Annotated in this window: 23 protein-coding genes and 1 pseudogene; 3 read left to right on the forward strand and 21 right to left on the reverse strand. The window is 37.0% G+C overall.

Annotated features, from left to right (window positions below; translation table 11 throughout):
- Nucleotides 1–48: 48 nt before the first annotated feature.
- The 6 genes from RT41_RS04660 to pepC all read right to left on the reverse strand — a co-directional run bounded on the left by RT41_RS04660 (nucleotide 49) and on the right by pepC (nucleotide 6,741).
- Complete coding sequence (locus RT41_RS04660) at nucleotides 49–735, reverse strand: YggS family pyridoxal phosphate-dependent enzyme (protein ID WP_096817779.1); 687 nt, start codon at nucleotides 733–735, stop codon at nucleotides 49–51.
- 4 nt (nucleotides 736–739) lie between these two features.
- Nucleotides 740–1,999 carry a cell division protein FtsZ gene (ftsZ, locus tag RT41_RS04665; RefSeq protein WP_054639583.1) on the reverse strand — a complete coding sequence of 420 codons (1,260 nt, stop codon included), beginning with the start codon at nucleotides 1,997–1,999 and terminating at the stop codon, nucleotides 740–742.
- A 26-nt stretch (nucleotides 2,000–2,025) separates the two neighbouring features.
- Nucleotides 2,026–3,393: a cell division protein FtsA gene (gene ftsA, locus RT41_RS04670; RefSeq protein WP_096817781.1), complete on the reverse strand. Its 1,368-nt coding sequence runs from the start codon at nucleotides 3,391–3,393 to the stop codon at nucleotides 2,026–2,028.
- A gap of 157 nt (nucleotides 3,394–3,550) precedes the next feature.
- Entirely contained in the window at nucleotides 3,551–4,420 is an 870-nt protein-coding gene (locus RT41_RS04675; protein WP_054639584.1) for a DegV family protein, read from the reverse strand.
- A gap of 47 nt (nucleotides 4,421–4,467) precedes the next feature.
- Nucleotides 4,468–5,196, reverse strand: coding sequence for a 23S rRNA (guanosine(2251)-2'-O)-methyltransferase RlmB (gene rlmB / locus RT41_RS04680; RefSeq protein ID WP_096817782.1), 729 nt, complete (start codon nucleotides 5,194–5,196; stop codon nucleotides 4,468–4,470).
- A gap of 225 nt (nucleotides 5,197–5,421) precedes the next feature.
- The gene (gene pepC, locus RT41_RS04685) at nucleotides 5,422–6,741 is read right to left on the reverse strand and encodes an aminopeptidase C (protein ID WP_096817784.1); all 1,320 of its coding nucleotides are present in this window, start codon (nucleotides 6,739–6,741) and stop codon (nucleotides 5,422–5,424) included.
- 613 nt (nucleotides 6,742–7,354) lie between these two features.
- On the opposite strand from pepC, the gene RT41_RS04690 reads away from it, so the two are divergent.
- Nucleotides 7,355–7,528: a bacteriocin gene (locus RT41_RS04690; RefSeq protein ID WP_096817786.1), complete on the forward strand. Its 174-nt coding sequence runs from the start codon at nucleotides 7,355–7,357 to the stop codon at nucleotides 7,526–7,528.
- A gap of 52 nt (nucleotides 7,529–7,580) precedes the next feature.
- Here RT41_RS04690 and yqeK read toward each other — a convergent pair whose 3' ends face one another.
- The 5 genes from yqeK to glmU form a co-directional block, all read right to left on the reverse strand.
- Entirely contained in the window at nucleotides 7,581–8,141 is a 561-nt protein-coding gene (gene yqeK, locus RT41_RS04695; RefSeq protein ID WP_096817788.1) for a bis(5'-nucleosyl)-tetraphosphatase (symmetrical) YqeK, read from the reverse strand.
- A gap of 141 nt (nucleotides 8,142–8,282) precedes the next feature.
- Nucleotides 8,283–8,963: a 5'-methylthioadenosine/adenosylhomocysteine nucleosidase gene (locus tag RT41_RS04700; RefSeq protein ID WP_096817791.1), complete on the reverse strand. Its 681-nt coding sequence runs from the start codon at nucleotides 8,961–8,963 to the stop codon at nucleotides 8,283–8,285.
- A gap of 26 nt (nucleotides 8,964–8,989) precedes the next feature.
- Complete coding sequence (gene macP / locus RT41_RS04705; RefSeq protein WP_054639586.1) at nucleotides 8,990–9,271, reverse strand: cell wall synthase accessory phosphoprotein MacP; 282 nt, start codon at nucleotides 9,269–9,271, stop codon at nucleotides 8,990–8,992.
- Complete coding sequence (locus RT41_RS04710) at nucleotides 9,246–9,854, reverse strand: NUDIX hydrolase (protein WP_096817793.1); 609 nt, start codon at nucleotides 9,852–9,854, stop codon at nucleotides 9,246–9,248. Before RT41_RS04710 ends, macP begins: the two co-directional genes overlap by 26 nt.
- Before the next feature lie 57 nt (nucleotides 9,855–9,911).
- The gene (gene glmU / locus RT41_RS04715) at nucleotides 9,912–11,288 is read right to left on the reverse strand and encodes a bifunctional UDP-N-acetylglucosamine diphosphorylase/glucosamine-1-phosphate N-acetyltransferase GlmU (RefSeq protein WP_096817796.1); all 1,377 of its coding nucleotides are present in this window, start codon (nucleotides 11,286–11,288) and stop codon (nucleotides 9,912–9,914) included.
- A gap of 185 nt (nucleotides 11,289–11,473) precedes the next feature.
- Between glmU and proC the strand changes: the two genes are divergently transcribed.
- On the forward strand, nucleotides 11,474–12,265 hold the full coding sequence (gene proC / locus RT41_RS04720; protein WP_054639587.1) for a pyrroline-5-carboxylate reductase: 792 nt from the start codon (nucleotides 11,474–11,476) through the stop codon (nucleotides 12,263–12,265).
- Nucleotides 12,266–12,624: 359 nt separating this feature from the next.
- Nucleotides 12,625–12,894, forward strand: a complete 270-nt coding sequence (rpsO, locus tag RT41_RS04725) for a 30S ribosomal protein S15 (RefSeq protein ID WP_054639589.1) — start codon at nucleotides 12,625–12,627, stop codon at nucleotides 12,892–12,894.
- Between the two features lie 84 nt (nucleotides 12,895–12,978).
- Here rpsO and pknB read toward each other — a convergent pair whose 3' ends face one another.
- The 10 genes and pseudogenes from pknB to rny form a co-directional block, all read right to left on the reverse strand.
- The gene (gene pknB, locus RT41_RS04730; RefSeq protein ID WP_054639590.1) at nucleotides 12,979–14,886 is read right to left on the reverse strand and encodes a Stk1 family PASTA domain-containing Ser/Thr kinase; all 1,908 of its coding nucleotides are present in this window, start codon (nucleotides 14,884–14,886) and stop codon (nucleotides 12,979–12,981) included.
- The gene (locus tag RT41_RS04735) at nucleotides 14,883–15,662 is read right to left on the reverse strand and encodes a Stp1/IreP family PP2C-type Ser/Thr phosphatase (RefSeq protein WP_096817798.1); all 780 of its coding nucleotides are present in this window, start codon (nucleotides 15,660–15,662) and stop codon (nucleotides 14,883–14,885) included. Before RT41_RS04735 ends, pknB begins: the two co-directional genes overlap by 4 nt.
- Before the next feature lie 180 nt (nucleotides 15,663–15,842).
- Nucleotides 15,843–17,120, reverse strand: a complete 1,278-nt coding sequence (gene rsmB / locus RT41_RS04740) for a 16S rRNA (cytosine(967)-C(5))-methyltransferase RsmB (RefSeq protein ID WP_096817799.1) — start codon at nucleotides 17,118–17,120, stop codon at nucleotides 15,843–15,845.
- Between the two features lie 168 nt (nucleotides 17,121–17,288).
- Complete coding sequence (locus RT41_RS04745; RefSeq protein WP_054639591.1) at nucleotides 17,289–17,846, reverse strand: NADPH-dependent FMN reductase; 558 nt, start codon at nucleotides 17,844–17,846, stop codon at nucleotides 17,289–17,291.
- 75 nt (nucleotides 17,847–17,921) lie between these two features.
- Complete coding sequence (gene fmt / locus RT41_RS04750; protein WP_096817802.1) at nucleotides 17,922–18,890, reverse strand: methionyl-tRNA formyltransferase; 969 nt, start codon at nucleotides 18,888–18,890, stop codon at nucleotides 17,922–17,924.
- A gap of 14 nt (nucleotides 18,891–18,904) precedes the next feature.
- Nucleotides 18,905–19,402: pseudogene (locus RT41_RS04755) on the reverse strand (NUDIX hydrolase); the annotation flags it as partial.
- A gap of 418 nt (nucleotides 19,403–19,820) precedes the next feature.
- Nucleotides 19,821–22,178 (reverse strand): primosomal protein N', encoded by a 2,358-nt coding sequence (locus RT41_RS04765; RefSeq protein WP_096817805.1) that lies wholly within the window; start codon nucleotides 22,176–22,178, stop codon nucleotides 19,821–19,823.
- Nucleotides 22,179–22,263: 85 nt separating this feature from the next.
- A complete protein-coding gene (gene rpoZ, locus RT41_RS04770; protein ID WP_054639594.1) occupies nucleotides 22,264–22,626 on the reverse strand; it encodes a DNA-directed RNA polymerase subunit omega in 363 nt (120 codons plus the stop codon).
- 98 nt (nucleotides 22,627–22,724) lie between these two features.
- Entirely contained in the window at nucleotides 22,725–23,342 is a 618-nt protein-coding gene (gmk, locus tag RT41_RS04775; RefSeq protein ID WP_054639595.1) for a guanylate kinase, read from the reverse strand.
- 160 nt (nucleotides 23,343–23,502) lie between these two features.
- Complete coding sequence (gene rny / locus RT41_RS04780) at nucleotides 23,503–25,122, reverse strand: ribonuclease Y (protein ID WP_096817807.1); 1,620 nt, start codon at nucleotides 25,120–25,122, stop codon at nucleotides 23,503–23,505.
- Nucleotides 25,123–25,415 lie beyond the last annotated feature (293 nt).

Here is a 25,415-nt window from a genome sequence, read left to right on the forward strand (position 1 = left end):
AAAAATGCATAAATATACAGCGCCTTTGGATTTTCAAAAATGTATATACTAATATTTCAAGTCAACACCTTTAAAAAATTCATGGCCTATTCGAACAAAGGTTGCACCTTCTCGAATTGCAATTTGATAATCACGGCTCATTCCCATGCTCAGTTCTTTGCAGGAAACATTTTTCAAGTTTTGGTTAGAAACTTCGACTTGCAATTTCTTTAAAGTCTTAAAAATAGTTGCACATTCATCTTCCGTTGCCGTAAAAGGGGCCATTGTCATCAGACCAACAATTTCGATATTGTTAAATTTTTCAAATTCAGGCAATACTTCTTGGAGCTCATTTGGTTGAAATCCATGTTTACTCGCCTCTCCAGAAACATTTACTTCTAGGAAACATTTGATTCTATGAGTCGCACGTTTTTCAATCTCACCCGCAAGTTTCATAGAATCTAAAGCATGAAAATAATCAACAAGATTTATTACATCTTTGACTTTTCTGCGCTGTAAACTGCCAATAAGATGCCAAGTCAAATCAAGATCTTTCAACTTTTCATACTTATCGAGAAAAAGTTCTGTCCGATTTTCAGCAATATTTGTAATTCCATTTTCCATGACTTCACGAGCTAAATCAGCATCAACGTATTTTGTAACAGCTAATATGGAAATGGGCTGATTAGAATAATAAGACGCAGCACGAGCCGCATCTACATTATTCAATATATTCTTAACATTTTCGCTTATCATCTGCTTAGCGTTTACGGAAGAATGGTGGTGTATCTAAATCATCTTCTGTGGTTGGGACACCATTGAAACTTGTTACATTTGAAGTTTCACGGTTATTATTGTTTACTGCTTGACGAGGTGAAGCTTCCCGACGCAAATCCCAGTCCCCAAATGATGATGCATTATTATTTTGGTTTTGAGAAGGAGCAGCTTGTGTCGCTTGTGTTGTACGTTTAACTGGTGTGTGTGTCAAATTTGCATTGTGAACAAAGTTTTGACGACGTGGTTCTTCTTTTCTTACAGGTTGGTTCAATACTTGATCGACATCCTCTTTAGAAACACCAGTAGCTACAACAGTTACGCGAATTTCATCTTTAAGATTTGGATCAAGTGACGTACCAAGTAAAATATTCACATCATTACCAGCGGCTTGAATAACAATTTCAGAGGCATCTTGTGCTTCTGTCAAGCTCATATCCATACCACCTGTAACGTTCAATAGCACATTTTCAGCACCTTCAATTGTTGTTTCAAGTAATGGACTGTAAATTGCTTTACGAGTCGCTTCAATGACACGATCTTCACCAGTCGCAACACCAATACCCATGAGGGCATCACCTTTATTTGCCATAACAGTTTTAACGTCGGCGAAGTCAAGGTTAATCATACCTGGATTTGTAATCAAATCTGTAACACCTTGAACACCTTGGCGTAAAACGTTATCAGCTTCACGGAGAGCTTCTGTCAAAGGTGTTTTCTTGTCAACAATTTCAAGCAAATTATTGTTTGAAATGATCAACAATGTATCAACGTTAGCACGTAATTCTTCGATTCCTTCAGTTGCAAAATAAGAACGTTTTGAGCCTTCAAATCCAAAAGGACGTGTAACAACTGCAACAGTCAATGCGCCCAATTCTTTTGCAATTTGAGCAATAACAGGTGCAGCACCTGTACCTGTTCCGCCGCCCATACCAGCAGTGATGAAAATCATATCAGAGCCTTCAAGCGATTGTGAAATTGTTTCTGCTGATTCTTCAGCTGCTCGTTGTCCTACATCTGGTTGTGCACCGGCACCAAGACCGCGTGTTAATTTAGGTCCAAGTTGGATGACTGTGTCTGCTTTTGAGCTACGCAATGCTTGAACATCTGTATTTGCAGCAATAAATTCAACGCCTGAAACGCCTTCTTCAATCATTCGGTTAATTGCGTTTCCGCCACCACCGCCGACACCGATAACTTTAATTACAGCGCCTTGTGTTAAGTCTGTATCAAATGAAAATTCCATTATTTAATTCTCCGTTTTTCGTGTGATTAGTCAAAGAGGTTGCCAAACATATTTCGTATGCGGTCAACAACGCCTTCTTTTTCTTCTTCAGGTTCAGTAGATTTTGGAGCACTAACTGGTGCTTGGTAATAATCTGTATTCTCTGATGTTGAAGGAGCAGCTTGAGCAGTGGTATTATTTGCAACTGGTGCAACATATTTATCAACTACTTCAGGAACTGAGTAACTAAAATCCCCTGTAATAGCATGTGAAACAAGGATATCAATATCACTTCGATTACCAACATAATCAATGACACTAATCACCTGAGCAAATGCGGGGTTACGAAGTCCCATTTCAGCTGGTACAAATAAACGCGCATTTAAATTAAGCAAATTTGTTGCTAAATCAACAACGCCTGGCATTGCAGCAGCCCCACCAAGAAGAACTACACCTCCCGGTGCATCAAAGTTGTGATTACGTTCTAAATCTTGGCGAACACTTTCGATAATTTGAGTTAAACGTGCTTCAATTATCTGTGAAAGATAATATTCAGTCACTTGTTCTGGTTCAGACTTTCCTACTACATCAACCAAGAAATATTCATCTTGGCTTGCACGATCAGTACTTGCTTCACCGTAGTTCACTTTCAAATCTTCCGCAGCCGTCAGGGAAGTATTGAGGACAGTTGAGATATCTTTGGTAACGTAATCGCCACCTTCAGGACTCGTATGTGTAAAGACTAAAGCTTGTTCTTTTACACCAGTAACTGTCGTTTGACCTGCCCCGAGGTCAACGATAACAGTTCCAAATTCACGTTCCCCTTCAGAGAGCACATAGTGTGCCATTGCCAAAGGAGCAATCACGATGTTGTCAATGCTTAAACCAGCACGTTCAACAACTTTTCGAATATTATGAACTAAGGTTTTAGGACCGGTGTAAACTAAGCCACGCATCTCCAAACGTACTCCAAACATCCCACGTGGATCTGAGATTCCTTGGAAACCATCAACTGTAAACTCAGTTGTCTCGACAGCAATGATTTCTCTTTCTGGAACAATTCCACGCATCAATGCATTTTGGATAACCTGAAGCACATCCGCATCTGTAATTTCTTTAGTTTCACCAACAATTGGTACCATCCCTTGGCATGGTTCCATTTCTAGTTGATTAGCAGGAATGCTTACATTGATATGATCAATCGTAATTCCAGCTCGTTCTTCAGCAGCATTGACAGCTTTCTGCAGTGCCTGTGCTACTTTTTCTATATCAACGATGATGCCATTTTTTAGCCCATCACTTTTAGCGTTACCAACGCCGATAATATTCATTTCACCTGAGACGTATTCAGCAACCAACACTTTAATTGTGTTTGTTCCGATATCAACGCCTGTATAAAGTCCACTTTTGGCCATAAAAGCGACTCCTTTCCTCGTCCATCACAATTCGTTTTTTATTTCAATTTCAATGAGTGGCATAGATAGGTTTTACCTAATTACACCCATTATCTATTTTAACACAAAATCACAGTAAAACAATAGTAGAACTGTGATTTTTTAAGGTTTTTTTATTTTATTTTCTCACTTTATTCGAAATCGAGAAAATAGCGAGTGTATTTTCACCCGTATGGGTCACTATAGTTGTCCCAATTGGTCTGATATCAATTTCATTGACAAGTTTTGAATCTAAAATTGTTTTCTTAACTTCAAGTGCGGTCTGATTCGAACCCGAGTAACCAATTAAGATTCGTGGGTAGTTTAAATCAATACTGTCAAGTGTTTTTTCAACTAACTGGTGAATTGCTTTTTTTCGTCCTCGAACTTTACTGACTTGGCGCAACTTTCCTTCAGTGTCAACATCAAGTAACGGTTTTATATTTGCCATCGTGCCAACAATTGCGACTGCTTTGGGGATTCTTCCGCCACGTGCCAAATGACTCAAATCTTCAACCATAAATTGGCTACTTAAATGCATTTTCAATGTTTCAATTGCTTTAGCCGTTACTTCAATTGTCTTTCCTTGATCACGCATCTTGACTGCTTCTTCAACCAAAAATCCTTCCCCTGATGCTGCAGCGAGGGTGTCAATAATGACAATTTTAGCTTGTGGGAATTCTTCATGAACCATGTCGCGTGCGATGACTGCTGACTGAAAAGTGCCTGAAAGGCCTGATGAAAATGCCAAATAGAGCACTGCTTCATTTTTTTTCGCAAAATTCTTGAATGTTTCAACAAACTGTCCCGAGTTAATTTGTGAGGTTTGAACTGATTTTCCAGCTTTCATTTCACGAAGGAGGGCCTCTGGTGTCAATCGTGAATCGCCAAAGGTATCAAAAGCTTGGTCATCAACTGTAACTGTTAAACTTAATACAACAATTTGATGAATTTTAGCATACATTTCATCAAGATCCGAAGTTGAGTCTGTAAGAATATTAAAAGTCATACTTGCTCCTTTTCTAAAAAATAATGATTCAACTTTATAATAATTTTTTAGCTTCGATTTTTATAAATCTCATACATCAGTACACCAGCTGCAACCGATGCATTTAAGCTCTGCACATGGCCGGTCATCGGAATAGTAATCATCTCGTCAACTTGTTTTTTTAAATTGAGCGCAATCCCTTTCCCCTCATTCCCGATAATAAGTGCAATTTTTCCGGCAGTGTTCCACTTATGGTAAGGTGTTCCATCCATGTCAGTTCCGAAAATCCAGAAATCATTATCTTTCAATTTTGTCAGGGCTTGTGAAATATTAGTTACACGTATAACTGGTACGTATTGAAGTGCACCAGTACTTGCTTTTACAGCAACTGGAGTAATTCCAACTGAGCGATGTTTTGGAATAATAATTGCGTCAACTCCTGTCGCATCAGCTGTTCTCGCAATAGAGCCTAAATTATGTGGATCCGTTAATTCATCTAAAATGAGAATGGTTGCGGCGCCTTTCTCTTTCAACTGCGAAAGGATGTCATCCAAGTCAGCATAGGCAAATTCAGATACTCGTGCAACAAAACCTTGGTGAACGCCATTATCCGTCATTTTATTTAATTCAGTTTTCGGGGTCCAAGAAATATTCACCTTCTTTTCGCGCGCAAGTTCTTTTATTTTATCAACATTTTTTCCACGTAAATTTTCTTCCACGTAAAGTTTATTGACTGTGCTCAAATTTAATGCTTCCGTTACGGCGTGTAAACCGTATATAATATCCGTATTTTCCATGTGCTTATTATAACAAAAAATAATGGCAAAAGAGAGATAAACTAATTTTCTACCCTACTTTTTTTATTTTCGCAAAATTATGTAATGTGAAAATAAATTATGTAATTGCATTTTTCAATCCGATAAGCTTCGTTTTTTCTTTGTACATAATTTATTCTGAAAGGGCACTGTAATATTCTTGCATAAAAAAACTATTGCCTTATGCAATAGTTTTAATTATCATTATTATTTTGCCAATGCACCCATTGGATCCCAAGGAAGGAGCACATTTGGTTCAGCTTCATAGGCTGCTAATTCAGCCTCACTTAAAAATTCTTTGCGAACAACGATTTGATAAGTAAATTCGTCCATCCATTCGTCTGAAGCAACGAAGTAACCATCAAATGCACCCGCATCTTTACCCCATGAATTTTCAATTTTCCATTTTGTTGATTGACCATTTTCGTCCAAGTCAACACCAGTAATGACCATCGCATGAGTCATTAAACTTTCAGCATAATCTAAGCGTGATGCTTTATCCTGTGTAAATTTAATGTCTAGTGCTGTTTCAAAATCATAAGAATCCAGTGTCAAAAGACCAGCCTTACGGTTTGAAACTTGACCAACATCACAACCGAACCAAACAGTTTCTCCAGCTTGCATTTGTGCAATCGCCAATTTTTTGAATCGATCCATCTCGATGTTCAAATGTTTTACAGGACGAGCTCCGACAACATTGCCAAGGAATTCAACCGTGTAGCTTTGGTTATAGGGTTTATCTTCAGTTGGCGCATTGATAACTGAAACATATTCATCAAGATCAATACCAACAAATTTGTCATAAAACTCTTGAGGTGTGCCTGAGAATTTAGTCAAGTTTTCGCCATCTTTATCGCGGAAAGCAAAGTCAAATTCTTGAGGCGGTAATCCCAAAGTTGCCGCTAAGTAGTTGAAAATTTCAGCCAACAACGTTTCGCGTAAGGCAACAGTATCTTTTCCTGCTTTAGCAGCCTCCAGTAAGAGTTGAGCATCTTGACGAAGGAGTTTATTTAGGTATTGGTCTAACTCATTACTTGCTGATGAAGCAACAGACTCAGGATAAACAGCTTTTGGAACTACGCCATATTTTTGGAAAATCGCTACAATCATGTCCCACTGTCCGCCATCACCTTGAGGTGTTTGGAGCAAGAAACGTAGACGTTCGCTATCCATATTGGGATTTTCCAACAGTTGTTCGAAGAACCAATTTGATTTTTCATACTTATCCCAGAAGAAAGTGTACGCTTGAGAAAATTCAAAATTCTCCATTTTGAAGTTAGCGATCGTTTTATGACGGAAAGTATTCAATGCTGCAAACATCCAACAACGACCAGATTGCTTTTGATTGGCAACTGGATCTTTTGTCAAATCAATTGAAAATTCTGACAAATTTGCTGCATGTGAACTGCGAGCTTCCAGAGCATTGAGTAAACCATTTTTTGTTACTGCATTTTCAACTGCACGATATTTGGCATTTGAAGCAAAGTCATCATATAATTTTTGTGTAAAATCTTTAGTTAAAGTCATTATCTCTCCTTTAATGTTCTCGTTTTTCTATTATAATCTAAATTCTCAGATAAGTCTAATAATAGAGGATTTTACTTTAATCTTCACTTTATCTCAATAATTTTTCTAAATCGTTCGTTGATTAATATCATTTTTCCAAAAATATAAAAATGGTTGTTCAAAAGATTTATTGCGAGATAATTTACAATGAAATTTCTAAAAATTAACAAAATTATACAATTTGATACTTTTTGTAACTTTAAAGGTTGATTTTATTTTAAATTTGTGTAAAATATATAGTTGTGGGGAGTATATAATTTCCAAGTATTAATTTATAGATTTTGAATGTTCTAAAAATATCTCAAGTCTAGGAGAGGATATCTCTCAATTAATTTATTCATCTTGATAGTAAAATTAGGCATCAGCAAATCTGGTATTTTCAACCCCAAACGAAATGATCGTTTAAAGGAGGTCAAATTCAAGCTACTCTAGTTAAGTACTAGAAGGAAAAACCGAAGCATGGTCTGTAAATAATGATTTTTCCTAAAATTATCTAATCACTTTTATTATTATTGCTTGATAAGACAGGTGATAATATTAACTTGTGTTCAACATCTAAAGGAGAATTATAAGTATGAAAAAAGATGATATTATTACGCTTCCATCAGGAGAAAAAGTTAAAATTGTAAGCGCCGATCTTACAAAATATAAAAATATTATTGTCGTCGAACGAGATAATTTAGAACGTCGTGTTGTTGATCGAGAGAGTATGACTTTGACTAAGGCACCAAATCTAAGCACTTATTAACTCTCTGAGGAAAAAATTAGTTTGAATTAAAAAAAGGTGAGATTCACCTTTTTTATTTTACTTGCTTTTCCAATTCACTTTTTGCATTTTTCAACCATGGATGAACAACTTGAACCCCATGATCAAGAATAAAATCAATGTAATATAAGGCAGCAGATTCTGGACTTACCTGGAGATGTTCAAGAAGACCAGCTTTAAATGGTGCATTATCCCCACCATCCCAACTAATTTTATCAGCTAAGAAAACAATAAGATCAAGCTTCGAAAACTGTGCCTTTAACGTCGTATGGCATCCAATTGCAGAGAGAATTTCGTCATTAAAGATTCCAAATTTCCAGCGGGTTAAAAATTGCGAAATTTTTTGATGGATTAACATTGGTGCTTCAAGCTCTTCAGGAAGCAAATTGATCCCTGAAATTTCAGCAACCTTTATCCGTTTTTCAACTGGAATTATACCACCTACATCATGAAATAAGCCTGCAACAAAAGCTTTTGATGGATTTTCACCATATTTTTTTGCTAATTCTTGTGCAGTATTTGCGACTGCTAATGAATGTTCATAAAGTGGTCCTTCTCCTAAAAAACGATGCACTTTTTCAATTAATTCGTCCATAACCTTTACCTATCTTCAAATTTTTCCTAATTCTAAAAATAAAATCTATTCATTAAGATTCGGCAGCTTTTGCAACCGATTTCAATACATTGAAATTAATTATATCAAAAAAATCTACGAACTGTAGATTTTTTGAAAGTACTAGACCATTTTTTCTAAAAGCTTTATTAAGGTCATTGCTGATGATTTTCCAGCATCTAGGATAAATTCATCAAATTTAACATTAGCGTCATGGTCAGCTGTATCTGACATTGCCCGTATAATTACAAAAGGTCGTCCTAAAGCGTGTGCAGCTTGAGCAATTGATGCGCCTTCCATCTCTACCGCTAAAACATCTGGGAAATGCGATTTAATTTCTTGAACTTTTTCTCCGCTTGAAATAAAACTATCCGAACTTGTAATCAGTCCAACATGCGGTTCATCAATCACTTTTTTTAATTCCGACACAAAATATTTACTTGATTCATAAAAAAGTGGTTGTTGTGCCATCTGGCCGAAGGCATAACCAAAAGCAGTCACATCGACATCATGATAAGCCAATCGGTCAGCAACAACAACATCACCAATTTTCAAAGTAGTGTCAACTGCACCTGCCGAACCTGTATTAATAATGGCATCCACTTCGAACAGGTCAACTAAATAAGACACTGCCAGTGCTGACATCACTTTTCCGATGCCTGACTGAACAAGAACGACATCATGACGGCCAATTGATCCTGTATGAAAAACAAAATTATGATGCATTTGTTTATTAGCGTGTTCTAAATGGCTGACAAGTGTCCGAATTTCTTCTTCCATTGCCGCAATAATTCCTATTTTCATTCTCATTCTTTCTATTAAATTACATATTAGAGGAAGTAATACCAAACGAAGAGTACCAGTAATACGATAACAATAAATATTACAATGAGTAACCATTTATTAATCGACTTACTTCTCTTTTTTTGTTTCGCATTTTCAATTCGACGACTTTTATAGACAGATTGTTTTGACAACTTTTTCTCAATTTTGTCATATTTTTCTGAAAGTTCCTCGTCATTATCCATTTCTTCTTGCAGGTGGCGGTCAAGCTTCTTTTTCTTGCGTCTTGCGTCTTCAATTATTTCATCGGTTAGAATCGGTCTTGGCATTTATCAAATCTCCACGTAATTTTTTTAATTCCCAAAATTGAACAGCCATAATTGTTTTGGCATCGCAAATTTCTCCTACTTCGATCATCTTTTTGGCTTCATTGAGCGAAACTTTTTTTACTTCTAGGAATTCTTCTTCATCCATTGGTCTTGGATGGTCAACTTTCCTTAATTGATCTGTAAAGTAGAGGTAGGTTTTTTCAGATGAGAAACCAGGCGTACCATAGAAAGGAGCTATTGTTTCAAGTTGTTTACCTTGAGAAATTGTGTAACCTGTTTCCTCTTCCAATTCTCGTAATGCTGCAATTTCAGGAATCATTTTTTCACCGAATTCCAATTTTCCGGCCGGAATTTCGTAGATGAATTGCTCTAACGCTTTTCGATACTGACCCACCAAAATCAATTGATTATTTAGAATTGGTGCAACCGCGACACCGCCGTTATGAAACACAAGCTCTCGTTTTCCAATTTTCCCATCTGGTAAGCTTACTGTATCATGAACGACACGAAAAATTGAACCGTGAAAAACAAGCTCTCGTGATAGTGTTTTTTCTTCATATTTATTATTCTCAGCGTCTAACATACACTCTTTTCTCAATTCTTGAGGAACACTCTTCCTCATTATCATATCTACTTTATTTCATTTCCCACGGTAGTGAGGCATTTTTTTTGCACGTCCAATTTTATTCACTTGACGTCCTCTGGCAATTGCGATTGATTCATCAGGCACATCCTCAGTAATGACTGAACCTGCAGCAGTTAAGCCATTTTTACCAATATGGATAGGTGCGATTATTGTTGAATTAGAACCAATAAAAGCAAAGTCGTCAATTTCAGTATTAAATTTATTTCGACCATCATAGTTGGCAGTAATTGTTCCTGCACCGAAATTAACTTTTTCACCAACAGTCGCATTTCCGATGTAGGTTAAATGACCAGCCTTGGTCCCTTTTCCAAGTGTTGAGCCCTTTATTTCAACAAAGTTTCCAACATGTACTTCTTCGCTTAAGACTGTTCCTGGACGAAGATGCGCATATGGTCCAACATTTGAACCAACACTCATCCGACTATTTTCAATTGTTGAATTGCGAATTTCACTATCTGAATGAATCTCAGAATCAATAATTCGACTTCCATTTGTAATATGAACATTATTAAAAATTACTGTTTTACCTTTGATAACCACATTACCTTCAATTACTGTTTCAGCACCAATTGTCACGTCAGAATCAATATATGTACTTTCGGGATCGATAAGCGTAACACCATTAATCATATGCTGTGTGTTGATTCTCTGGCGCATAATTTTTTCTGCTTGAGCCAAAGCTACACGATCATTTACCCCGAGACTCTCATCAAAATCTTTTAAAATGTAAGCATCCACGGTTTTATTAGCTTTTTTGAAAATTTCAATGACATCTGTTAAGTAATACTCTCCTTGAGCATTATCTGTAGTAATTTCATTTAGAGCTTTGAAAAGCGATTTATTATCAAAAACAAATGTTCCTGTGTTGATTTCAGTAATTGCTTTTTCCAATTCGCTTGCATCTTTTTGTTCAACAATCTTTTCAACAGTGTGGTCTTTACCACGAACAATACGTCCGTAACCAGTTGGCTCAGGCGTGATCGCTGTCAAAATGGTTGCTGTAGCTTTATGTGACTCATGATATTGAAGTAACGCTTTTAAAGTTTCCCCTTTAATCAATGGGGTATCGCCAGCAATGACAAGTGTTGTTCCTTCCTTGTCAGCAAGCAAATCCGCAGCAATCTTGACCGCATGACCAGTCCCTAATTGTTCGCTTTGTTTAACAAAATTAGTTCCCTTAGGTAGGGTTGCAATGACACGGTCAGCTTCGTGACCAACAATAACGATATTTTTTTCTGTTTCTAATGACGAAACACTAGCTAATACGTGTCCAAGCATCGTTTTACCTGCTACTTCGTGCAAAACTTTTGGCAGCTTAGATTTCATGCGTGTCCCTTTCCCGGCCGCTAAAATAATGGCGTATTTATTCATGCTGACTTCTCCTTTTAATTCAAACAATAATATTTATTTAATTATATCATAAAACGCATTCTAGGGCTAGATACATCTGCTTTATGAGAAGCAATGACTAGCTTTTTTCATTAATAAATTGCTGTTTTTATTCCCAACTTCTATTTTGTGGTAGAATAAATTCATAAAATAGTTTGGAGAAAAAAATGAAATCAATCGGATTTATCGGTGTTGGAAAGATGGCAACTGCAATCATCTCAGGCTTGGATAAAGATAAATTTAATATTTTTATTTCAGGACGTGACCTAGAAAAGACCCAAAAACAGGCGACTGAATTACAAGTATTGGCAATGGCAAGTCATGAGGAACTCGTTGAAAAATCTGACTTTGTAGTCTTATCTGTAAAACCTCAAGTATTGGCAAAAATAACAGATGAAATCTTGCCAGCTTTAACAGCTGACAAGACGATAATTTCGATTGCCGCAGGCTATACACTGAGTGATTTAGCTCATCTGATGACACTTGAAAACATGCCAATTTTACGTGTCATGCCAAACATTAATGCTAAAATTCAACGTTCAACTTCAGCAATCGTGCGCAATGAGTTCGTCAGTGATGACAACTATCAATTTGCTAAAGAAATCTTTGAGAATATAGGATCTGTTCATGAAGTAGCTGAAAAAGATTTTTCAGCATTTACAGCAATTGCTGGTTCGAGCCCTGCTTTTATCTACATATTTATTGATGCTTTAGCACGCGCTGGGGTATTTCATGGCCTCTCCAAAGAGCAAGCAACAGCAATTGTTGCCGACACCGTTGCAGCATCTGCCGAAATGGTTATTCAATCTGGTGAAAATCCATGGACTTTGGTCGATCAAGTTTCAAGCCCTGGTGGAACAACTGTAGCTGGCGTTGTGAGTCTCGAACAAAATCGCTTTGTTGGAACAGTGATCGACTCAATTACGGCGACAATTGAAAAGGAAAAAGCTTTGAAATAATTATTGTAAAGCATTGAGAGGCATGTCGATCAATCAATTAGTATTAGCTCTGAAATTCTGGCCTTGTTTTGAGATAAGAAAAACATTTTAGTTTCTACTCTAAAAACAACGATTCTTGAAAATAAAAAGCCCATCCTCTTTACCATTTTATTGACACACGTTTTTTGTCTAACTTCATTGATTTCATCTTGTCTATCAGATTCTTCTTCCACCAAAATGTAAACTTAATTGGTGGATAATTTGTCAAATCAGCAAAAATAGTGTATGATAGGAGAGTAGTTTTTTACAACCAATTCTTGGTTTCGTGCTCGCCAAGCCGTCACTCAGAAATGGCAATAAATTCAAAGGAGAAAAAACTCATGGCAATTTCAAAAGAAGTAAAATCAGAAATCATCGCTAAGTTCGCCCGTAAAGAAGGCGATACTGGTTCACCAGAAGTACAAATCGCTGTACTCACTTGGGAAATCAACCACCTTAACGACCACATTAAATCACACAAAAAAGACCACGCAACTTACCGTGGTTTGATGAAAAAAATTGGTCACCGTCGTAACCTCTTGGCATATCTTCGCGCAAAAGATATCCAACGTTACCGCGAATTGATTGCTGCACTTGGACTTCGTCGTTAATTCGTCACCATCCAAGTCAAAAAGAAGAACTTTGGTTCTTTTTTTTCAGCAAAAAAACTCTGTCAGTACTGACAGAGTTTTTTGTTAATTCGATGATGATTGTGTTGTTGAATCTGTTGTCGAACCTTGAGTCGAACCATTTGTTTTATCATTTGAACTTGAAGATTCATTTGTTGATGAACTTGATGAAGATTGGTCCGAGGATGAACTTGAAATACTGCTTGATGAACTGCTTGCCACAGCACGTGTAACATTTACAACAATGGCTGTATCTAACGCGTATGATTCGCCTACATTAACAGACAAACCAAACACCCATCCACTTGAGCTTCCCGGTGTATCCATTGGATTCAAAGTTACATTTGTAAAGCCAAGACTTTCAAGTTTAGCTTGGTAACTTACCGCGTCCATTCCTTTGTATGATGGGATTTCAGCTTCTTCTCCTTTAGAAACTTCGAATACAATTTTTGTAGATCCTGTCGTATCAAATTTGTCCCCTTTGGCTGGTGTCTGCTTGATGATTGTTCCAGCTTTGTATGAGCTGCTAGCAACCAGATTTTGAGTCACCATATCACTCGTAATATTATAGTCCGTCAATAAGGAACTGAGCGCTGTATCTATATCTTGCCCGACATAGGATTTCATTGTAATAACATTTGAATTTCCCTCTGATACGTACAAATCAACAGAACTATTTTTACGGACTTGTGAGCCGGCTTGTGGATTGGTTTTAATTACCATACCAGAATCAATGTCCGTGCTTTGTTGTTTAATTTCCTTGCCTAAAGTCAAGCCACTATTCTTTAAAGTTGATTTTGCTTCACTAACAGACATATTTGATACGTCTGGAATCGTAGTGTTGCTTGGAGTCAATGCAACCCAAGCAAAAACGGCACCTGCAACCAGAAGAAGGAGCAATATTATGAGTGCAATCAATCCCTTACGAGATTTTTTCCCCTCTTTATGTTTGCCTTTTTTATCATCTCCATCAATGGGTGTAACATCTTTTTTACTTTGGCGTTCACTTCTGTCCGAACGTTCTGGAATTTTCTCAGCCTTAGAATCAATCAATGGTTTTGTATCGTATGGATTGATTAAATTTGCTGGCATTATTTTCGTTTCATTATTGTCTTTTTTAAACATGAGTTTCGCTTCACCACGACGGTCTAAACTTGTCGAGGTAGCCAAATCAGTCATCATAGCTGTGACATCTGCATAACGATCATTCATATCCTTCGCAGTTGCACGAATCACGACATTTTCTAATGCCTGAGGAACATTGTGATTCAAATTAATGATGCTTGGAATATTTTCTTGGAAATGTTTCAAAGCAATCGCAACCGCCGAATCACCATCAAATGGAATTTGTCCAGTCAACAGTTCGAATAAAATAATACCAATGGCATAGATGTCTGATTGAACAGTGGCATTTGCACCACGTGCTTGTTCGGGCGATAAATAATGAACGGAACCAAACATTGTGTTGGTTTGAGTTAATGACGTTTCAGAAAGTGCTTTAGCAATCCCAAAATCGGTTACCTTAACAGCACCACTATTGGATACTAAAACATTTTGGGGTTTTAGATCACGATGAATAATTCCATGACTATGAGCCATTTCCATCGCTGATAAAATCTCCATTGTAATCGAAATCGCTTCGTCATTCGACAAAGGTGCATTTTCATTGATGTACTGCTTCAAAGTCATGCCATCAATAAATTCCATTACAATATACTGTTGGTTTTCGTATTCTCCAACATCTGAAATTCCTACAATATTTGGATGAGAAAGCTCTGCCATCGCAAATGCTTCACGTTGAAAACGTGCGATTGCGATGTTATCATTTTCAAAATTTGAACGTAAAACTTTGATGGCAACTTTACGATTGTCAAGGAATGTATCTTCTCCTTGGTAAACATTTGCCATTCCACCACGACCAATTTCATTGATGATTTTATATCGATCTGCAAAGATTTTCCCGTTTTGAATCATTGAAGATCCTCCTGAGAAATATTTTCTAGGTCTGATTCTAGATTACAATGAACCAAGACAACCGTGATATTATCGTAGCCGCCATGTTCATTGGCAAGACGAATTAATGCTTCAGCTTTGTTGTCTAGGCTTAAATCTTCGCGCGAAATTATTTCAATAATCTCACTACCAGAAACCATATTCGTGAGGCCATCTGAATTAATAAGCACATAATCACCAACCTGTAAATCAAAAGTTTGAATGTCTGCTTGGACTTCTGTCGGTTGACCAAGTGAACGCGTAATAATATTTTTATTCGGGTGCACTTCGGCTTCTTCTTCAGTAATTTGTCCAGCATCAACCAACTCTTGAACGAGTGAATGATCTACTGTGATTTTATTTAATTGTCCATCACGAACGAGATATTTACGACTGTCGCCGACATGGGCTGAAATCGCATGACCATTTTTCAAAACGAGTGCTTCGAAAGTTGTGCCCATGCCATGATATTCGTCCAATTGACCTAGGTTAGCAATATTTTCATTTTCATTACGAATTTGATTGCGAAGCCATGTTTCAATGGTTTCTGATGGCGTTCCATCATCAAAGAATGAGTCCGTCCAGAGCTTACCAAGATCTTCGACTGTTAATTTACTTGCGACATTCCCTGCTTTGTGCCCTCCCATGCCGTCTGCGAGAAGAAAAAGGCGATAGCCTGCTCTATTCACAAATGTTCCGGCATAATCTTGGTTGGTGCTACGTTTTGAGCCAATGTCAGATAAAATACTGTATTCCACTTTTTCTCCTTAAAGAATAAGTTTATTTAAAATGAGAATTTGTTATAGATTTACTCATTTGACTTAAAAAATCGAGTAAATTCATTTTAACATCAAATTATTATAATAAATTTAAGGGAAGAAAGACAACTAAAACGCATTGTTTTAGGACTACTCTCTTTTCATTTAAATAATTTAATTCTAATTTTTTCTAAATTTAGCGACGAAAAAGCCGTCGGTATGATACATCTCAGGGGTCAAAAAGATACATCCGTCTGTGATAATATCGTTCTTTTCATGGGAGATTGTTACTTGTTCAAAATCTTGATGATTTGCTAGGAAAGCTTTAATTACATCGAAATTTTCTTCATCAAAAATTGTGCAAGTACTGTAGACCATTATACCACTTTTTTTCAAAGATTTCGATGCACTATCTAAAATTTCTAGCTGAATTTTTTGTAAATTTGAAAAATCAGAGCTATCTTTGCGATAACGAATATCTGGTTTGCGTCTGATTAATCCTATTCCGGAACAAGGTGCATCGACTAAAATTCGGTCAAACTTTTCCTTTCCGAAATTTTCATAAATTTGGGTTGCGTCCATTTTTTTAGTCGAAATCTTATCTGAAACGCCTTGTCGAGCCGCATTATCGTTTATAAGTTTTAATTTGTGGTCATATAAATCAAGTGCAGTAATATGCCCTGAGGTCAAATAAGTGGCCATGTGTGTCGTTTTACCACCAGGGGCAGCACAAGCATCTAGGATTTGTTCATCTCCTTGCAATTCAAGTTGAGGTGCAACAAGTTGACTTGATTCGTCTTGAATCGTATATCTACCAGAAAGAAAATCTTGTTTGGCAGCAAAATTACCATGATCCGCAACTAAACCAACTGGAGATAACTCCGATGGTCGCGTTCCCGCTACTTCAACCGTTGGGTCAATTTTGCGTAAGCTCACATGACTTGGGCTTTCAAGACTTTCCAATATTGCGCCCGTGCGCTTTCCTCCAAACTGCTTAACCATTTTATCAAGAAGCAATTTGGGCATGGAATATTTTATTTCCCAAGTTTTTGGTTCTTGATCTTTACGTTCAGAACGCATAAAATTACGTAAAACACCATTTATAAATCGGCCAGCTGTCTCACCATCGTGTTTATCATGATTTTTAGCAATTTTGACTGCCTCATCTACTGCTGCAGACGTTGGAACTTTATCCATAAATTGAATTTGATATACTGTCAAATTGATAAGCATTTGTAACCAAGGTTTCGGTGCTTTCTTCAATAGAGGCTCAGTATACCATTCAAGCAGATCTTTTTTAGACACAACACCGTATACGAGTGCAGTAACAAATGGTTTGTCAATTTCGTCCAATTCATTCTCTCTTAAATGACGGTCGAGCGAAATATTTGCATAAGCATCATTTGTAAAGACATCATTTAAAACATCTAGTGCGACTTGTCTTGCATTTTTTTTCATGTTCTAATTGTACCTTTAATTGGGCATTCATGTCAATTGAATGAGTTATCCAGAACGAAGTTTCATGACTCAACTTTTTCCATTTTTGTAATAAGAAAATAAAAATTGAAGATTAAAAAGCAAAAATTTTAGACAAAGAAAAACCTATCGCGAGGACAGGCTTTCTAATTATTTGTGGAAACGCTCAACAAAAACCTCAAATGCTTTTACTGTTGCATCATAGAACGTAGCACTCGTTTCATCAAACGCCAAATTTCCATTACCATCAAGTTTGTTATAAATGTTGGCAAATGAAATGCGCGGTTGTGACAAGACGTGAGCGCCTAAGTAATTGAGGACTGAGCGAATTTGTTCTTGAGGAACCATCCCACCACTGACACCTGCACTAGTTGTAATAACTAAAATAGGTTTATCCAATATTGGTTTTGGTGCCCCTTGAACAGTAGGTCTTGAAACCCAGTCCAAAAGGTTTTTCAAGACACCCGGCATTGACAGATTATATTCGGGCATAACAATGACAATTCCATCACTTGCATTTATTTCTGACATGATGCGTTCAATTGATTTTGGACGTGGAAATTCTTTATCCACATTAAAAAGAGGCAGATCTGAATATTCAATTTCGCTTAATTCAACATCTTCTGAAAAGTACTTTTTACTTTCCATCAACACCTTACGAGAGATTGAATGACTATTCAAACTTCCAACGATACCAGCAATTTTCATTATTGTCTCCTAATCCTTAGATATAGTTAATATTGTAACATAAAATCACAATAGAATGATTAGAAAAAAATATTTTTATGACAGAATTTCTCCAATTTGCACTTTTTGACCAAGACCATTGATAAAGCTTGTAATATCCATTTTTGGTTTTCCAGCGGGTTGGACAACTTTAAGCATCAATATTCCGTCACCAGTTGCAACCAACATTGATTTTTTATTTTTATCCACAATTTGACCAGGTTGATAAGTTTTATCGGTACTGAAAGCAACGTCAGATAAGTTTTCCACAACTGCTGTATCATAAATTTTGAAACGTTCTCCCTTTAAAAAGGTGTGGGCAATTGGGAAAGGGTTCATGGCACGTACTTGATTAAAAATCGTCCGTGCAGATTTATTCCAATCAATTCTTTCTTCTGCTGGTGCAATATTCGGACTGAATGTGACTTCTTCTTCATTTTGTGCCACGGGTTTCAACTGGCCCGAGAGGTACTGTGGAAGTGTTTCTAAAAGTAAGTCCCGTCCAACAATCGCCAATTTTTCAAACATCGTTCCTAAATTATCTTCTTCAAGAATCGGGATAGCTCGTTGAGCAATCATATCTCCAGCATCCATTTTTTTCACCATTTCCATGATGGTAATGCCAGCTTCTTTCTCACCATTCATTATGGCATATTGAATGGGTGCCCCCCCTCGATACTTGGGCAAAAGTGAACCATGCGTATTCACCGCAAAACTTACTGAATCAAGTAATTTTGTAGGTAAAAATTGACCAAATGCAGCCGTTACAATACCGTCGGCACCTAGCCTCATCAATTCAGTCATTTCTTCAGAGCCAGAAAGTTTTTCTGGTTGATAAACAGGGAGGTGATGAGCCAATGCTACTTCTTTAACAGGCGTCATTTTTATTTCATGTTTGCGTCCAACTGCACGATCTGGCTGAGTAACCACCGCCAAAATTTCATAGTCATTCGATTCAATTAGTCCTGTTAAAACTGTTGCTGCGAATTCAGGCGTTCCCATAAATATAATTTTTGTTTTTGTCATTAACGTTTCCTTTTCTAATTATTTTCAACAACTGTGGGATAAGCTGTTAAAACTTCCCAATTTTTATAGATTCTTACTTTATCCACATCTGGATAAGTTTTTATTTCAGCAATTACCTTGTGGATAAGTGGCGACGAATTATTTTCTGTCAGCTCTTGCAGACTTATCCACAGTGCCTCGTCCGAATCATTTTTACCATCAGTAACGAATTCTGGTAAATCTGCCTGATCATCGGAAAGGTCAATGTCATACAAGTTAAAAATGTGGTGTGTGACAACCATCCGCTCATCTTCATAAACCCAAGCCGAATAAATACGATTATTTTTTTCAGAGCGCACGTGATAACCTGTTTCTTCAATAATTTCGCGATGAAGTGTCTCAAGCATCGACTCACCTAATTCTTGTGACCCACCTGGCAAATCAAAACGAAATTGATAAGGTCCAGAATTCTTCTTGATAACCAACAATTTCCCCCCGCGAAATGCAACGCCATAAACACCAAAATGCTTGAGATTTTTATATAAATTTTACATTATGCCCTCCATTTTCAATCAAGTAAGGCCGAGATTTTTCATGCTTACTTTGAAATTCCTGAACCTTACATCTCTTATTTTCACTGAATTTGACAATCGAACACCCATCAAATTTATCTACATGATTTTCATATTCATATGCAAAAATCCAAGTAAACAGAGCAATTTCATCTTTCTCCAACAGCATTTGAAAAGTCTATGAATGGACTTTATTCCTTGAACTATAAACCATTTTTCAAACCATACTTGACACTCAAGTTTTCCTACATCCTGCGGACCATAAGGTTCATTGTAACAACTGTCATCTGTCAGAACTGACAAGAACAAGGCAAGATTTTTTTCAAACAAGCTTGAATTAAATCATTAAAAAGCTCATTTTTCATTAATAATTCCTTATTCAGATAAAATTTTGTGGCTCACTGTCAATTAAAATACGCAAGTCCTTATTTTCTCTTCTTTGTGTTAATTCCAAAACTCCATTTAAAGCTTCTTCGAGCAAATTTTCAAAGCGATATTTGATTAAAATTTGATAGTGATAAAGATTATGGGTTCTTGCAATTGGCCTTGCTGTGGGACCAAGAATCTTAGCTTGAGGACTCAAATAGTGGCGCAATAAATCCGCAACTTCGTAGGCCTTTTGTATAGCAACTTCTTCAACTTTATGTGAAAGCATGACTTGAACCGTATAATAATAAGGAGGATATGAGAGACTTCTTCTAAATCTCATTTCCGTCTCATAAAATTTTTCATAGTCTTGCTCCTTTGCTAATTTTATTGCATAGTGCTCAGGATTGAAAGTTTGAATTAATACTTCCCCTTTTTTATCGGCGCGACCTGCACGACCAGCCACTTGCATTAGCAGTTGAAAACTACGCTCACTTGCACGGAAATCTGGAAGATTCAAACCCGTATCAGCATTGATAACACCAACTAGAGTGACATTAGGGAAATCTAATCCTTTTGCAATCATTTGAGTGCCAAGTAAAATTTGAGCCTCACCTCGACCAAATTTATTTAGAATTTTCTCATGAGCATTTTTTGTTTTAGTTGTGTCAACGTCCATTCTCAGAATATTGACATCTGTTAAAAGTCCTTCAAGTTCTTCTTGTACTTTCTGTGTTCCAGAACCATAATAACGGATTTTCTTTGATTGACAATTAGGACAGGTTTGTGGAATCCCCTGAACATGACCACAATAGTGACAGTTCAGTGTTCGCGTATCCATATGCAAAGTCAACGAAATATCACAATTCGGACATTCCACGACAAAACCACAATCGCGACACATCACAAAAGATGAGTAGCCCCTCCGATTTAACATGAGGATAACTTGTTCATTTTTTGAAATTTTCTCTTTAACTTTTTCTAATAAAACGTTGGAAAAATTTGCGGATCGGTCATTAATTTGCGAACGCATATCCACAATCTGGACATCTGGCAGAAAGGCTTTCTCGTTCGCACGTTTTGTTAATCGTAAAAGCTCATAATTTCCCTTCATCGCACGAGCTCGACTCTCGAGACTTGGCGTGGCCGAACCTAAAACGAGTCGTGCACCATGCCATTTCGCTCTCAATATTGCAATATCCCTAGCATGATAACGCGGACTAGAATCTTGCTTATAAGAACTTTCATGCTCTTCATCAATAATGATTACGCCAAGGTTTTCCACAGGTGAAAAAATGGCAGAACGAGCACCGACAACAACTTTTGCCTGACCTGACTTAATTTTGAGCCATTCATCATATTTTTCACCATCTGATAAGCCAGAATGCATAATGGCAACTTTATCACCAAAACGAGCGATGAAGCGATGAGTAATTTGAGGCGTGAGCGAAATTTCCGGAACCAACATTAACGCCGTTTTTCCCTGTTCCAAAAAATGTGAAATCACTTGCAAGTAAACTTCTGTTTTACCCGAACCTGTAATCCCCTCAAGCAAAAAGGGTTTTAAATCTTCTGGGTTCTGTTCCCGCACAATTTTTTCAAAAGCACTGCTTTGTTCCCTATTAAGTGCCTTTGGTTCGTCCGATTCAACTGCTTCAAATACAGCTTGAGTCCTTGATACAACAACTTCTTCAATTTTTATTAAATCTTGTGCAAGAAAAAATTTGACTTGTGCAGAAGAAAAAGCCAGATTTTTTATCGGAATTTTCTCTCCAAAATGGCGTAACAAAAAAGATTTGAATTCTGCTCGTTTTTTTGCACGTTTTTCGACTTCAAATAAAGCCAACTTCTTGTGATCAGGAATGACAATATACTTTTCAATTTTGCGATTTTCTTTAGACTTTGCAAGATAAGTCACCGTCAGTTGGTCCGACCTCACACGTTTCGAAAAATCAATTTTTTCTTCATCTGTAAGTTGTGAATGATACCAACTTTTGCCTGCCTCATCACGATAAACCTTATCATAATTTGAATTCAGCAAGCTGGGTAACATGGCTTTCAAGCAAGAAATCTTATAAGAAAAAACACGATGCCGCATTTCATCAGCTAACCAAAGCTGTTCCTCTGTCAGTACTGATGTACTATCTAATACCTCATTGATTGCTTTCAAATTTGATATTTCATACAGGTTTAGATTTTCTTCCTCTTTGCCAACAATAATTCCTTGGACTAGACGATTACCACTGCCAAAAGGAACATGCACGCGCATACCAACTTCTATCAGTGCTGCTAATTCCTCGGGTATTATATATGAAAAGGGTTTGTCTGTCTGCATCAGAGGGACATCAACAATTATTTGAGCTACTTCCATTTTTTCTCCGATACTTGGTATGAACATCAGTCGTTCATTTTAACTTGATTCTATCAAAAAGCACGCCTGAGCGCGCCAATTTTGATTATTCCTTTTCCTCAGCTGATGCTTTAGATGCGCGACTTCCTTTTGATTTTGCTTCTTCCTCAGCTTCTTCTTTTGCAATTTGCTCTTTAATTTTCTTCTCAGTCATTTTAGCTTCCAAACGTTCCAATTCGCGTTTTTCAACTAAAGTTTTACGTTTCGCTTCGGGCGCTGGGTGAATAGTCACCGTTCCATCAGCGATTTCTTCCAATGCTTGCAACGTTTGTTTTACTGATTTGTAATTTTTCTTGGTTGGGCGTTCGCCTTCACGTAATTCATGGGCACGCTTTGCTTCCAAAATAACTAACGAATATTTTGAATCCACTTTTTCTAACAATTTATCAATAGATGGTTCTAACATCATAATACTTTACCTCTTTCAAATTGAACTTTTTACCACATATAAATTTTTAAAACAATCAATTTTTTGTAAAAAGTTTTATAACTTCATTATTAATATGCTTAAAAGTCGCTGTCATCTACCATTTTACGGTAACGACCAATGACACGATCTACACGAAAGTGCTCTGCATCAATGATCATTCTAACGCGCTCTGCTGCCAGTTCAACTTCATCATTAACAACAGCATAGTCATATTCACTCATCAAACGAATTTCTTCTTTTGCTTTAGCCAAACGGTTAGCAATCACTTCATTACTGTCCGTTCCCCGACCAACCAAACGTTCACGCAACTCTTCCAAATCAGGTGGCGTGAGGAAAACGAAGACTGCATCTGGTTTTTTTTGCTTCACTTGAAGCGCACCTTGCACTTCAATTTCAAGAAAAATATCCTTACCTTCATCCAGGGTTTGATTGACATAAGTCAGCGGTGTGCCATAATAATTGCCCACATATTCCGCATATTCTAACATTTCACCTTTCCGAATTAATTCTTCGAATTCTTCACGCGTACGGAAATAATAATCTTTTCCATCTACTTCACCAGGTCTTTGTTTACGTGTCGTCATTGACACTGAATACTTGAAATTATTTTCTTGTTCAAAAATTTTTGCACGGACTGTTCCTTTTCCGACCCCTGAAGGACCTGAAAAAACAATCAATAAACCACGTTCGGGCATTTTTTCCTCCGATATCTCTCATAAAAATTATCAATTACACTTGCGACGTGCAATAAGTAACATAATTCCATTCTAGCAGATGTTCGCTTAAAAAGCTACATTTTGTAATACAAATGATATATTTGTTCTTCCTAAAATAAAAAGGAGCTTTAGCTCCTTTTTATTTAGCATAATCAATCGCACGCGTTTCTCGGATAACCGTAACTTTTATGTTTCCTGGATAATCCATCTCATTTTCAATGCGATTCTTGATGTCACGAGCTAAAATAGTCATTTTATCATCCGATAATTTTTCTGGTTTAACCATGACACGTACTTCACGTCCGGCCTGTAAAGCGAATGCCGTATCGACTCCATCGAAGCTTGTAGATATGTTTTCCAAATCTTTCAATCGTTTGATGTAGTTTTCGATTGATTCGCGACGGGCACCTGGTCGAGCAGCAGACAACGCATCAGCGGCAGCAACCAAGACTGCAATAACCGAATTTGGTTCTGTATCGTTGTGATGTGATGCAATTGTGTTGATAACAATCGGATTTTCTTTGTACTTACGTGCAAGGTCTGTTCCAATTTCAACGTGACTTCCTTCAACTTCATGATCAAGGGCTTTCCCAATATCATGTAAGAATCCAGCTCGTTTAGCTAATTGAATATTCTCTCCCATTTCAGCAGCCAAGTTACCAGCAATATTGGCAACTTCAACAGAGTGGTCCAAAACATTTTGACCATATGACGTACGGAAATGTAAACGTCCCATAATTTTCATCAAATCTGGATGTAAATTATGTGCGCCAACTTCAAATGCAGCCTGTTCTCCATATTCACGAATCTTGTGATCAATTGCTTTACGATTTTTTTCAACCAATTCTTCAATTCGTGCGGGATGAATTCGACCATCTTGAACCAATTGTTCCAATGTCATTCGTGCAATTTCTCGACGAATAGGGTCAAATCCAGAAAGGACAACTGCCTCTGGTGTATCATCAATGATGACATCAATCCCAGTCAAAGCTTCAAATGTACGAATATTACGGCCTTCACGACCAATTATTCTTCCTTTCATGCTATCATCTGGTAATGTAACCACTGACACGGTTTGTTCTGCAACTGAATCAGATGAGACACGTTGAATAGCCAAAGAAATAATTTTCTTCGCTTTTTTGTCAGCCTCTGCAGTTGCCTTCTCCTCGCTTTGACGAATCATTTGAGCCATTTCTTTTGTCAACCCATCACGAGTTTCTGTTAAGATAATGTCTTTTGCCTCATCTACAGATAAGTTTGAAATCCGTTCCAACTCCTGCTGTTTCTTTTCTTCAATATGCAATAGCTCTTGCTCACGCTTATTGAGTGTATCAGTTTTTTTAGCGAGATTTTCTTCTTTTGAATCTAAGTTTCGTTCTTTTTTTGTTAAAGTATCGTCCTTACGGTCGAGTACCTCCTCACGTTGTGTTAGGCGTTGTTCAGTTTCTTTTAACTCCTTACGATCCTGCTTAAATTCATTTTCGATATCACGACGCTGCTTTTGCTCTTCTTCTTTGAGCGAATAGCGTGCTTCCTTTTTAAAATTTTCTGCATCTCTTTTATAAAGTTCAGCTTCTCGTTTCAAATTATCAGCGTCACGCTTTGCGTTTGCCGTTATCTCATTTGCTTTATTTTCCGCTTCAGTAATCAAGCTTTCAGCATCTTGCTTTCCATTCTTGATTTTTTGAACATAAAAAATAAAGGCGACAACCAATACAATCACTAAGACTGCAAGAACGATAGTAATAACGTCGTTCATACGTCTCCTTTAAAGCCCAGACTATCGCGGTTCAATATTCTGGTCAGTTTGATTATAAATTAATGTAAATTGCAGTGCAATATACTCCTTTATTGTATCATTTTTAAGTTTAATTATCAATCCTAACTTTTAACGCTTTCACACTTCCCTATAAATATCATATTCACAAAACTCTATATTGAAAACATATTTTAAGTAAATAGACATCTAATTGAAAGCCAGAATCTCAGAATACACATTAAATTTTTAATTTGTATGGTATAATTAATAGAGTACGTTTTTTCAAAGCTCAA

It is taken from the genome of Lactococcus fujiensis JCM 16395 (genome assembly GCF_002441655.1).
GTDB lineage: Bacteria > Bacillota > Bacilli > Lactobacillales > Streptococcaceae > Lactococcus > Lactococcus fujiensis.